Origin of the sequence: Bartonella sp. TT29SHDZB (assembly GCF_042193395.1) — a bacterium.
GTDB lineage: Bacteria > Pseudomonadota > Alphaproteobacteria > Rhizobiales > Rhizobiaceae > Bartonella.
Genome location: NZ_JBHILQ010000001.1, coordinates 41,335 through 53,752, shown reverse-complemented (window position 1 = coordinate 53,752; position 12,418 = coordinate 41,335). Strand labels below are relative to the sequence as shown.

Here is a 12,418-nt window from a genome sequence, read left to right as displayed (position 1 = left end):
ATATTTTGGGTCTTATTTTTACTAAACTTTGATGAAACAATTTATTTTCTAGAAATTGTTTTGTATGGGGTTTATGATCTTAATGCACCACGATAAAAGGGGATAAATGCTTGTTTATGAAAAATAAAAACATCAAAGGTTTTGCAATGAAACTTTTGTGTGTGCGCATTTTGATGTGGGGGATCCTTTCATTTGAACGGATGTGGGTACGGTTGTTGCCATTTTTCCTCGTTCTTAGTCTCTTTTGTTCGTTTAGCTGGTTGGGACTTTTTGGCATTTTGGGCTATTGGTCACATTTGCTTTTACTTGGGGTTATACTTGTTTGTGCTGGGGCGAGTTTATTTTTTCTTATTCGTTTTCGGTTTCCCACAATGCGGGAAGTAAATTGCCGCCTTGAACGCGTCAATGATCTTAGACACCAGCCTTTGAATATTCAGACAGATCGTTTATGTTCTGAAAATGATGAAGATTTTAGTGCTGTTATTTGGCGTGAACATCAACGCCGAATGGCAAAGCAATTATACCATTTAAAAACTGGATTTATCTCTCTTAATAGTGCGGATTATGATCCTTTGGCTTTGAGGGCTTTGTGTGCTCTTCTTTTTGTGTGCGCTTTTAGTTTTTCTTTTGGTTCACAAGGGGGGCGTTTGGCTGATGCCTTTGATTTTCGTCCTGTCGTTGATGAAAAACTCATGCGGATTGATGCTTGGGTAACACCCCCTGCTTATACCGGTGTGGCACCGATTTATTTGACAAAAGATGAGAAAACACAACGAGAAATCCCTGAAGGGAGTAATGTTGTTGTGCGCGTTGTCAATGGGGCTGGCATTACAGTAAAAGCAAAGTCTGTAGAAGATGGGAGGGAAGTTTCGTTTTCAGAGAAAACGGAACAAACAACTTTGAATGATCCAATCGTTCATTTTGAAACACATTTAAAGCATTCAATAAATTTATTTGTATCATCACGTCGTAAAAAACAGCAATGGCATTTGCAGATAATTAAGGACACGCTTCCAACAATTCATTGGTTGGAAAAACCAGGGAGGATTTTAACGGGATCATTGGAGTTACGATATGTGGTGGATGATGATTATGGTGTGACAAAGGCTTTTGTTGAAATAGAGCCTTTTCTTCCTCAGAATAAAAGTGTTTCTTCTCTTTATAATGCTCCGGAAATAGAGCTTCTTCTTCCGCGTGGTGGAAAGGGGAAAATGCGGACGGTGCACGATGTATCAGCGCATCCATGGGCGGGTTCGCAAGTTAAAATTACTTTGGTGGCAGAAGATGGTGCGGGGCAGAAAGGGCGTAGCAAAACTTTTGTTATGATATTACCACAGCGTGTTTTTTCGAATCCTGTTGCACGCGCAGTGGTTGAATTGCGTCGTTTATTAGCGCTTGATGCTTCTGCGAGAGAGCGTGTATTGGATATGCTTTCTGCTTTGCTTGTGCGTCCAGAAAAGGGGCTGCAAAATGCATCGCATTTTATTGTTCTACAAAGTGCGTGGACAAGACTTTCTTTGGCACAAACAGACGAGGATTTGCGCGATGTGGTGGATTATTTATGGCAAATTGCTTTGGGTATTGAAGGCAATCAACTTGAATCCGTGCAAAAAAAGTTAAAACAAGCACAAGCTGCTTTACGTGATGCATTGCGTTACGGTGCTCCAGCGGCAGAAATTGAACGGCTTATGGCAGATTTACGTCAAGCTATGGATGAGTATATTCGTGCTTTGGCTGAAAAAACACCAGATAGTCAAGTTTCTAAAAATTCTAAAAGCTCAAAAAGTCCTAATCTTTCTGAAGCTACATTACAAGAAAAACTAAATTTAATTGAGGAAATGGCTAAAACGGGTTCTTCTTTAGCAGCTGAACAACTCTTGGCGGAAGTTGAACAGACGCTTGATCATTTGCAGGTGCAAAAAGGCAATCAAAATGAGGGAGAAAAAAGCCAATCTGCACAAATGAAAGAAAAGATGGACCAGCTTGGAGATTTAATGCGTCGTCAGCAAGAAATTCTCAATGAAACACATCAGTTAGAGATGGAACAAAAACGCGGAGAAAATGTACCGGAAACACAAAAAAAATCTTTAAAAAAACGTCAAGCTGAATTGCAGTCTGAATTATCAACATTGGAAAAAGAATTATCAGAACAAGGATTTGAAACAGGGGGCGCATTAAAAATGGCAGAAGAAAAAATGAATTCTGCGGAAAATGCTCTTGATAATGGAAATCATCAGGTATCTATACAAAATCAGTCTGATGCTTTGGAATCTTTGAGGCAAGGTGCACAAAATGTTTTGAAAAAAATGCGCGAAACACTCAAAGAAACGGGAGATGATCAAAATGCTGATTCTGGTCCTAAAGATCCGTTAGGACGTCCACTTTCTTCAAAAACAGATGAAAAACAAGAAGGTGAGGCACTACCACAAGAAAGTGATCAAATGCGTACGCGGCAGATTTTGGATGAAATTCGCAAACGTCTTGGTAAAGAGCATCTTCCAGAAGAAGAAAAAAACTATCTTGAAAGATTGCTTCATTTTAATTAACCAATGTTGGCTTTTTTCTTAATTGATGTCAAAAACAGTGTATGAAGAACCTCTATGGAGTTCATCTCTAAAAAAATGATTAAAGTGCTTGTAACGCAATAATCATCCTGCTGTACTGATTTTTTGATCATTTAAGTTTAAAATATGCAATATTGAAATGTTCGCTATTGCGGAAAAAGAGCAGAAGTCCATATAGGTTTGGTATATGAAAATCTGTAATGTTTGAAATTTGTTTCTACATGGTATGTTGAGTTGGATATCGTTACGCTGAAAGATTTTTATGCTTCTGCACTTGGGCTGCGTGTGCAAAAGACGTTGTGTGACCAATTGAATTTATGGTGGCCTGATCTTACCGATAAACGAATTATGGGGTTGGGTTATGCGCTTCCTTATCTTTCTGTATTGCGTGAACGTGCCCAACAATGTTTTGCTTTTATGCCTGCTGCTCAGGGTGCTTCGCCTTGGCCTTGTGCTGAGCAAGTTGCTACAGCGCTTGTTTTTGAAGAAGATTTGCCCCTTCCTGATGCGTCAGTTGACTGTATTTTATTGGTCCATGCATTAGAATATACAGAAAATTCATTTGAAACGTTGAATGAAATATGGCGTGTTTTAGCACCTAATGGCCACTTGATCGTTATTGTACCTAATCGCTCTGGTTTTTGGGCGCGCAATATTACTACGCCCTTTGGTTATGGCGAACCCTATAGTCGGCAACAGATTATTCGTTTGTTCGAAAAAACAAATTTTGTTTCTGGGCCAATACAAGAAATTGTACACTATATGCCCTCTACGGGGTATTTTTCGCGGTTGTTCTCATTTTTTTATGAGCCATTTGCTCGCTATCTTTTGCCTTATTTTGGTGGACTCTTAATGTGTCAAGCACAAAAACGTGTTTATCAGGGTTTGCTCGTACAGCGTCGTCAGTCGCGACGTATTTTTATTCCTGCTTTATCACCACAGACAAGAAATATTTTAATTTATAAAGATAATTAATCATTTTGTCATTGTCATAAGAACCGCAAATATAGAGGCATTCTCTTATTTCAATTTTTTGCATTTACAATTAAAAAATATTCCTTTGTACATTAATATGTGGAATTGGCATGTGAATAAAAAATCTCAAGTATCTATATACCGAACCATATTTCATGAATAGTGGAAACATTTTAAGAGAAAAAATGCTGGTATCTTCGTAAGCATAAAAATAGCAGAGTCCAAGGGATCTTACATAATATGGTTCATGGTGGTTAAAAACTGTACAAGGAAGGATTAAAATGCTTCTTATGAACCATCTCAAGTATCAAGGGCTCCTCTTGCAACATCGAGATCTAACAAAGTGTGTGATGGTGCCGGTTTGTTCTTTTATAAGCGTAAAGATGGTGGTGCTCTATGGCTTTATCGTTAGGATAAATATTTAGCGTTATATCATTAAATTATACCATCTCTTAAGAGAATATAAAATCATAAAGAATGGAGGAAAACTATAAAGATAAAAAACATCTCTCAATTTAGGCTAGTGAATGTGAGATAAAGCAGTGCGTGGAGCGGTGTTTCTGAAAAAATAATCATAAATAGCACTCATCTAAAGATGATAGTTATGATCAAGAATGTTGCTAAAAGATATCACGATTATTTATATGCGGAACATATTAAAAATTTTAAAAAGAACAAAAGCATGTGAAACAGAAGTTACAAAGTATATTGTGAGGTTTGAAAGCATTTTTGTTTCTGGTTCTCATGTTGGAATATTTCGTTTTTTATTCATAATGTTATATCTTTTGTCATAAGAGTAAGTTCTATGTAATAGCATTCGAATTATTATATGCGAAGTTTTTTTATCTCGTTTTTGTTTTCATTTAGGATATTAAAATTATTTTTGAAACAGTAAATCTCGAATTAAAGATTTAAACGATAACCATTTTGATCTGTCATGAGAATTTGTGCATTGGAGGGATCGTTTTCGATTTTTTGTCGCAAACGATAGATATGGGTTTCTAAAGTATGGGTGATAATATTTTCATTATATCCCCAAACTTGTTCTAACAATGTTTCACGGCTGACAATTTTATCATTGGCATGATAGAGACATTTAAGGATCGCTGCTTCTTTTTCTGTGAGACAGATTTTATTGTTGCATTGATCAAGAAGAAGTTTTTGTCTTAGTTTAAAAGTATAGGGACCAATATGAAAGGTTGCGTCTTCATTTTGTTCATATTGGCGCAACTGTGCTCGAATTCTCGCTAATAACACCGCAAAGCGAAAGGGTTTTGTTACATAATCATTGGCGCCTGTTTCAAGATCTAAAATATTATCACAGTCTGTATCATAATTTATTATCATGATAATGGGGGCACGAAATCCTTGGGTGCGTAATTGTTTAACGGCTTTGTAGCCATCAAGATCAGGAAGTTGAAATCCCAAAATAGTGAGATCAATATTTTCTTCTTGGATTATTCTCATTCCCGCTTCTGCTGTTTTTGCTTGGAAAATTTTAAACTCTTGATGCATTTGCAATTGTTCTACTAAAATGGGGCGTAGATCATCATCTTCAACGATTAAAAGAGTATAGTGGTTCATGTTTTTCCTTATAGGCATGTTGATGCACTGATTGGTATAGTTTCATGAAAAATGAGATTTCATGCAAGAAAAATTAAAAGAGAGCGCTTCTAAAAAATAAATTTTTATAATTTCTAATGGTTGCTTGCTGAAAAGAAGGTATTCCGTCTGTAGAGTATTTTACGTATTGGTTGGAAGCGTTTTTTATGTTCTAGAACGTGTTTTAGCCATTGAGTGTCATCATCTTTACGCTTTATGGAGAAACAAGGTGGCACTATCATTCACTTTGCTAGTTCGTGGGTGTTGCGGACAGTCCTTGGCACTTGAGACGATTCATAGGAGGAATTTTTAGTTCTTTCTTTCACGGTTTTTATCCATATGGGACTTTCTCCGCTTGTAATGTGCAAGCAAATAGCTTTTGATTGATTCAATATAAACAGGTTGGGAATGAGAGAATCCTGCGGTATGAGGCGCACTCGTCCAACATGCAAAACAATGAACACGCAATATGATGCGTTTTTTAAGCGTGAAGAGAATTGTGCAAAACCTAGCGCATATGCACTGTTTAGGAGAACTTCACGATCATTTTTATTATTTTTTATCCACGTTCAGTTTTGTTTTTTTGTTGCATTTGTGTGCGAAGGGGATTGAGTGTTATGTTCGTGGTGTTGCTTATTATAATCGTTGAGCAAGCTTTGCCTTTAGCAATGCCGAAAAGATGCATCATAAAGAGGCTTTTTGTGTAATTTGGAAGGAGACTGTATTGAGAAAGAGTGCAGGATAAAAAATGACAAAGAAAAATATCATATTTATGCATTTAGCATGAGAATACCTCAACAGAAGGATGTGTTGTGCTTATTCTTTTGCGCTATAAAGCATCTTTTTATATGAGTTAATGAATAAAAATTATTGTTTTAAGATAAAAGCATTTCCCTCTTAAGGTTGCCCATCAAACAGACTTCTTTCCATTCATCTTCTGTCACGGGTTGCACTGATAAGCGGCTGGTTTTGACCAACGCCATATTTGCTAGTTTGGGGTTGGCTTTAATTTGTTTTAATGAAACAGGTGTTGGCATGTCACAAAGTGCACGGATATCCACACATTCCCAGCGTGGATCAGAGCTTGTAGAATCAGGGTGTGCTTCAGCACATATTTCTACAATGCCCACAATTTCTAAACCTTTATTTGAGTGATAAAAAAAACCTTTATCACCATATTTCATGGCGCGCATATTATTACGGGCTTGATAATTGCGTACACCATCCCATTGTTCGCCATTAGCTCCTTTTTTCTTTTGCATCTCCCATGACCATTTATAGGGTTCAGATTTAAAAAGCCAATAAGCCATAAGTTCACCTTTTTCATAAATTGTTATGCATTTTTATAAGTATCTTTGTAATACCATCAACGATGATTTTTAAAATGGGGTAAAGAACGGCTATTATCTGTTTTTTCTTGTTTCAAAATAGAGAGACGCGCTCCATTAATATTTCATGTTGTATAAAGGTATTTTGCTCTTTTCTTATCTTTTCAGCTATGGTTTGAAATGCGGTCACTATAAGAGTTTTTGGGAAAAAATGAAGAAAATTGGTTCTAAAAAGCTTTAAGATTACAATGGCAATGAAACGAATGAATGGTCAAAGATGAAGAGGTCAACGAATGGCATTCATATTTATGCTTCGTGGGAGAGAGTAGATCTTATTATGCTGTAAAATACCGTCATTTGAAATGTAATGATATAAGGCAGTTTTTTGAAACATGAAGGTTTTCAGAATATGTGGTGAATATTTAGGTTTACGTGTTGAGCTTTGGGTTAAGTGAATTGTGTGTGTGGGAAGCAGGTGGAAGCTGCTCGATAGAGAATTCAGGCTATCTATAGACCGGATTGAGTAGAAATCTTCGTTCTTTAAGGTGTGTGTGGGACGTCAATTTTCTTATGCTTTTGTTCCACGGCGACCCATCCCGATCAAGGGGGGGGCTTTTTCATCTAATGGCCAGCGTGAGCGAGGGGCAATATCAAGAGGGCTTGTTTCTCCTCGTGCAAGCTTTTGTGCACCGGCAAAAGCAATCATTGCAGCATTATCGGTACACAAGGAAAGAGGAGGGGCTATAAATTCAAAACCATGTTGATGGGCAAGTTCTTGTAATGTAGAGCGAATGGCTTGGTTTGCGGCAACGCCGCCCGCAACAACCAAAGCAGGAGAACGTTTTTCTTGATTATGAGAGAGAGGATATTGGTGGGCAAAGTGTTGTAGAGCGAGGTGAACGCGATCACGTACTGTATCGGTTACGGCGGCTTGAAAACTTGCGGCAATGTCAGCAATATCATTTTCTGTAAGAGGAGCTATGGCTGTTGCGGCTTGTCGAACAGCAGTTTTGAGTCCTGAAAAAGAAAAATCTAATCGTTTTTCACCTTTTAAAGGACGTGGAAGAGGGATGCGATTTTTATCACCAAATAAAGCTGCTTTTTCAAGTGCTGGTCCACCAGGATAAGGAAGACCTAAAAGTTTTGCTGTTTTATCAAAGGCCTCTCCTAATGCATCATCAATAGTGGTTCCTAAACGTTGGTAGTTGCCTACTCCATGAACAAGGATTGTTTGTGTATGACCTCCTGAAACCAAAAGTAATAAATAAGGAAAGCTGACGTTGTGCGTTAACACAGCTGTTAAAGCATGTCCCTCTAAGTGATTTACCGCAATAAATGGTTTGCCAGTGGCAAGAGAGAGTGCTTTTGCGCTCATAACGCCTACCAACAATCCTCCTATCAAACCAGGTCCACTGGTGGCTGCAATGCCATCAATATCTTTTAATTTTGTGTTTGCTTCTGTTAGTGCTTGCAGAATTAAATGATCAAGAACTTCAACATGGGCACGAGCAGCAATTTCAGGAACAACACCGCCGTAAGGTGCATGGTGATCAATTTGACTCCAAACAACATTGGAAAGAATTCGGCTGTTTGATTCATTGTTATATTCAATGATAGCTGCTGCCGTTTCATCACAACTTGTTTCTATTCCCAGCAGACGCATTTTAAACAAAACCTTATATTGAAGCTTCTTTCCTGCGTGCGTACCATGAACAGAAAAAGATGCAAAGTATTTCTCTTAGAATTGATTTTTCTATTTCTTTGAATTTTATGATATCGTTGATTAAAAAATAAAGCTGTATTTTCGAGTATAAAATGCAAATGTTTTTTTAAAAACTTGTCTATTAAAGGCGATAATTGTAAATATTATTGAGAAAAGCTGCGTTTTTAAAACTTTTTTCATTTTATTACTTTATCATTAAAAAAAGTGTGCACGAAAAGTGACAGAGATGGTCGATTCTTCAAAACCAAAAGTTAAACCACATTATGCTGGTACGCGCCGTAAGAAACCAGTTATTGAACATGAAGCTGTTCCCCATGATTCAGAGGAAAAAAACCACAATTCTGTAGAATCTCATGCGCGAGAAAAACAGAATATGCAAGGTCAGGATAAAAGTATCTCTGGTACAACTTGGCTTTTCTTGTCCCTTTCTGGAATTTTGGGGGGATTCATTGCTTTGGGAATTTTTATGGGGCTTCAATGGGCTGGTTTCTTTCCTTCTCCTTTTGTGGGAAATTCTGCTGGGGGGGAAAAAGCTTTGCAGATTGCTGAAGCTGCAAAAAGTCAAGGTGAAGATACAAAGGAACAATTGAGGCGGGTCTTTCAAGAAATCGATGCGTTAAAAACAGAGTTTTCTTCTTTTTCATCACAACAGTTTAAAACAACGAAAAATGATGAACTATCGAAAGAAGAAAGCAAAAAAGCTTTTGCGATTTTAGAGGAAAAAGTAAAAGCTCTTGAAGAAATTGTACAAACCTTTATTAGAAAATCGAAAGATATAGAGACGGCTTTGTCTGTTGGGTTGAGCAATGCAAATGATCTTGCTGCGTTAAAACAACAGTTAGAAGCACTACAGGAAGAAATTGCTGTTAAAAATAGTGAAAAAAAAGAAATAAATACCGCGCTCTTTACTGCAATTAGTTCATTAAAAAATGCTGTAGAACGTGGTGGATCTTATAATAATGAATTAAAGCTGTTACAACAATTATCGCCTTCGATTAATGGACTTGATGTGTTGCAAAAAACAGCTACAGTGGGTCTTCCAAGCTCAGCACAACTTTCAGTTGATTTTGCTCATGTTGCCGATGCAATTGTTGGTACGCAAAATATTGTTGCATCAGATGCTGGTTTTTTTGACCGAATTTTAGCGTGGATAAAAGGGCTCATTGTTTCGCGACCGATTGGAAATGTTGAAGGGACAACGCTGGGGGCTATTGCGGCACGCATGGAAGTTGCCATTCAAGCTGGTGATTACGAAAAGGCTTTGAGCGAATGGCAATCATTGCCCCAAAGTGCAAAAGATGTTTCAAGGGATTTTATTAAGCAGCTTGAAAGACATATTGCTATTCAACAGTTGTTGCAGCAATTGTTATTGTCTGTGCACCAAGGATCTTTTAAAGCAACAAAGATGTAAATAGGCCCAAGATGATACGTGTTTTTATTTATATTTTTGTTGTTTGTATCCTCGGTTTAGCTTTCACGTGGGTAGCTAATCACAATGGTATTTTTGTTCTCACATTTTTGCATTTCAGATTTTCTGCTTCATTGCTTACAGTGTTAAGTGTGCTTATTTTATTTTTTGTAACGCTGGTGCTTTTATGGTGGTTATTGTCTTTCTTTTTTTCCATACCGAGTGCTCTTTCCAATTATTTTTATAAACGCCATCAAAAGCGTGGTTACGAAGCTCTTTCAAAGGGGATTCTCGCAACTTTTGCTGGTGATAGTATGGTTGCGCAAAAAATGGAAGCACGGGTTGCTAAATATCTTGCAGGAAAACAAGAGCCATTGGTAAAACTTTTACAAGCGCAAACCTTGTCTTTACAAAATAATTCTGTTCGCGCCATCGGTCTTTATGAAGAGATGAGAAAGGAAGATTCGACAAAACTGGTTGGACTTTATGGTTTGTTTCGTGAAGCGATGAAGAGTAAAGCTTATGAGGCAGCGCAACAATATGCCGAAGAGGCACTGACTTTATCGCCAGCACTTTTATGGGCGCATCAGGCGGTGCTTGATCGATTAAGTGCTGAGGGTAAATGGGATAAGGCACTTACTGTTTTTGAAAGAGCAAATAAAGCTCTCCCGCGTTCTGTTCGCGCGACTCCAGAGCGGCAGCATATACAGGTTTTACTACTAAGTGGGCAGGCACTTTCTTTGTTTGATACACATCCTGTACAAGCACGTGAAGCCATTTTGAAAGCCCATAAATTGGCGCCTGATTTTGTTCCAATAACAGTGATTGCTGCTGATATTCTTTATAAGTTAAATGAAACGCGTAAAGCGGATAAAATGATTATAGCGGCTTGGCAAAAGAATCCTCATCCTGACTTGGGAGCACTTTATCTGGAAAGAGAAGAAGGAGCTATTGGGCGATTGAAAAGGGCTAAGACACTTGCTGCTTATAATGAAGATGCATTTGAGTCGGCTTTCCTTATTGCTAAAGCAGCTTTGGATGCTGGTGAAACAGTATTAGCAAGAGAGCAGGCACAAAAAGCATTGCAGTATCATCCACGGGAAAGTGTTTATTTATTATTGGCAGATATTGAAGAGGCACAGGGAAACAATCAGGCTGCTGTACGTCAATGGCTTTCTTTAGCACTTCGTGCTGAACGTGATCCAGTATGGATGTGTGATGGGGCCATTTTTTCTTCTTGGTCAGCGGTTTCTCCAATCAGTGGACGTTTGGGCTGTTTTGAATGGAAGGCGCCTCCTTGTATGCCTTCTCTCACATTAGAGGCGGACAATATTGTGCCGAAAAAGCAAGACAAAGAGTATGTTATGGAAAAAAGTGATGATGTTGAAGATAAGAAGCTTGAAAAATTAACACCTATAGATGATTCTTTTTTGCATAATGCGCAGGTGGAGAAACAAGATATAAAAGAACAAGATGTAAATACATTCGGCCAAACTCACTTAAATGTTGATGATCCAGGGGTTAAAACAGAAGAAGAAACGTCTTTATCGAGGAAGAAATTTCGTTTATTTTAAATTGTGTTAATAGGGTAGTCTGAGCGTTTTGTCGGAAGAAATAATTAATGTAGGAGAAAAAATTATCGTTAATCTTGTTCAATCAAATTATTCTCTTATGCTTAAAAAATGAAGTTTTGCTTGATTGCAAAGGTAATTGGTTAAAAAATGTTTTTAAATCAGAGATGTCTTGGAAAAAAACCAAAAAATAACAAACCAAGGATTGCTGTTGTTATTCATCGGCACTCTACCTACACTGGTCGTTTGGGAAAATTTTTACAACAAAATGGTTTTGTTCTTGATATTTATCGTCCTATTTTTGGACAAAAACTCCCTGATACATTAGAACATTATGCCGGTGTTGTTATTTTAGGGGGACCGATGAGTGTGAATGACAGCGAAGCCTATATTGGTGACGAAATTGACTGGATTTCGTTGTCGCTAAAGGAAAATAAGCCTTTTTTGGGTATTTGTCTTGGAGCACAAATGTTAGCGCGAAATCTAGGGGCGCGCGTTGGTACAAGAAGTGATGGGACTGTTGAAGTCGGCTGGTATCCACTAGAAGCAACCCTACAAGGGAAGGAATTGATGAATTGGCCAGAGATGGTCTACCATTTCCATGATGAAGGTATTTATGATTTACCGAAAGAGGCAATGCTTTTGGCAACAGGGAATACATATCCTACACAAGCTTTTCGTTATGGAAGCAATGCATGGGGCTTGCAATTTCATGCTGAATTTACACGTGCTATGATGCGGCGTTTGGTCGTGCGTTCGGCACATAAATTGACTGAAAAAGGTGCTCAACCTGCTTGTGCACATTTGAAAGGTCGTTTAATCTATGATCGAGCTTTGAGCCAATGGTTTGAAAGCGCATTACACCAGATTTTTTGTACACCGCCCGTACTTGTGTGATTGTTGACAACGAATTGATTTATATAGGTAATTCACGGTTTTGTATATTGAATGAGAACCCCGAATATAGTAAGGTTTTTTCATTCCAAACCTGTGTATGTTGACTCAATAAAAACCTCTTGCTTATATGTCACAAGTAGGGCTGGCGTGTGGGAAAAACTATATAGGAAAAGACTAAAAATGCCTCTTATGAGCTGTCTTAAGTGCCAAGGGCTGCGCAACATTTGGGGGTTAGCCAAATTATAATGATAGTGCTGGTTTGCTCCTCCATAAGCGTAAAGATGGGGGGCTCAATGGCTTTATCGTTAAGAGACACTATTCATTATCATTTTTGTTGTGCTGTAAAACAG

Annotated in this window: 8 protein-coding genes; 5 read left to right on the top strand and 3 right to left on the bottom strand. The window is 37.9% G+C overall.

Translation table 11 applies throughout. The annotated features are described in order from the left end of the window. Positions 1-116 precede the first annotated feature (116 nt). Positions 117-2,546: a TIGR02302 family protein gene (locus ACFIJJ_RS00220; RefSeq protein ID WP_375645602.1), complete on the top strand. Its 2,430-nt coding sequence runs from the start codon at positions 117-119 to the stop codon at positions 2,544-2,546. Between the two features lie 222 nt (positions 2,547-2,768). Beyond that, entirely contained in the window at positions 2,769-3,539 is a 771-nt protein-coding gene (locus ACFIJJ_RS00215) for a class I SAM-dependent methyltransferase (RefSeq protein WP_375622102.1), read from the top strand. Positions 3,540-4,442: 903 nt separating this feature from the next. On the opposite strand, the gene ACFIJJ_RS00210 is transcribed toward ACFIJJ_RS00215, so the two are convergent. The 3 genes from ACFIJJ_RS00210 to tsaD all read right to left on the bottom strand — a co-directional run bounded on the left by ACFIJJ_RS00210 (position 4,443) and on the right by tsaD (position 8,132). Then, the gene (locus ACFIJJ_RS00210) at positions 4,443-5,123 is read right to left on the bottom strand and encodes a response regulator transcription factor (protein WP_375622103.1); all 681 of its coding nucleotides are present in this window, start codon (positions 5,121-5,123) and stop codon (positions 4,443-4,445) included. An 893-nt stretch (positions 5,124-6,016) separates the two neighbouring features. Further along, complete coding sequence (locus tag ACFIJJ_RS00205) at positions 6,017-6,451, bottom strand: EVE domain-containing protein (protein WP_375622104.1); 435 nt, start codon at positions 6,449-6,451, stop codon at positions 6,017-6,019. Between the two features lie 586 nt (positions 6,452-7,037). Further along, complete coding sequence (gene tsaD, locus ACFIJJ_RS00200) at positions 7,038-8,132, bottom strand: tRNA (adenosine(37)-N6)-threonylcarbamoyltransferase complex transferase subunit TsaD (RefSeq protein ID WP_375622105.1); 1,095 nt, start codon at positions 8,130-8,132, stop codon at positions 7,038-7,040. 286 nt (positions 8,133-8,418) lie between these two features. Between tsaD and ACFIJJ_RS00195 the strand changes: the two genes are divergently transcribed. The 3 genes from ACFIJJ_RS00195 (at position 8,419) to ACFIJJ_RS00185 (ending at position 12,068) form a co-directional block, all read left to right on the top strand. After that, positions 8,419-9,603 carry a COG4223 family protein gene (locus ACFIJJ_RS00195; protein WP_375622106.1) on the top strand — a complete coding sequence of 395 codons (1,185 nt, stop codon included), beginning with the start codon at positions 8,419-8,421 and terminating at the stop codon, positions 9,601-9,603. 11 nt (positions 9,604-9,614) lie between these two features. Next, a complete protein-coding gene (locus ACFIJJ_RS00190; protein WP_375645600.1) occupies positions 9,615-11,174 on the top strand; it encodes a heme biosynthesis protein HemY in 1,560 nt (519 codons plus the stop codon). 147 nt (positions 11,175-11,321) lie between these two features. After that, the gene (locus tag ACFIJJ_RS00185) at positions 11,322-12,068 is read left to right on the top strand and encodes a glutamine amidotransferase (protein ID WP_375622108.1); all 747 of its coding nucleotides are present in this window, start codon (positions 11,322-11,324) and stop codon (positions 12,066-12,068) included. The last annotated feature ends 350 nt before the right edge of the window (positions 12,069-12,418 follow it).

Coding starts and splice junctions, on each gene's coding strand:
- ACFIJJ_RS00185 (WP_375622108.1), top strand. CDS start 11,322: ATGTTTTTAAATCAGAGATGTCTTGGAAAAAAACCAAAAAATAACAAA.
- ACFIJJ_RS00195 (WP_375622106.1), top strand. CDS start 8,419: ATGGTCGATTCTTCAAAACCAAAAGTTAAACCACATTATGCTGGTACG.
- ACFIJJ_RS00210 (WP_375622103.1), bottom strand. CDS start 5,123: ATGAACCACTATACTCTTTTAATCGTTGAAGATGATGATCTACGCCCC.
- ACFIJJ_RS00220 (WP_375645602.1), top strand. CDS start 117: ATGAAAAATAAAAACATCAAAGGTTTTGCAATGAAACTTTTGTGTGTG.
- tsaD (WP_375622105.1), bottom strand. CDS start 8,132: ATGCGTCTGCTGGGAATAGAAACAAGTTGTGATGAAACGGCAGCAGCT.
- ACFIJJ_RS00205 (WP_375622104.1), bottom strand. CDS start 6,451: ATGGCTTATTGGCTTTTTAAATCTGAACCCTATAAATGGTCATGGGAG.
- ACFIJJ_RS00190 (WP_375645600.1), top strand. CDS start 9,615: ATGATACGTGTTTTTATTTATATTTTTGTTGTTTGTATCCTCGGTTTA.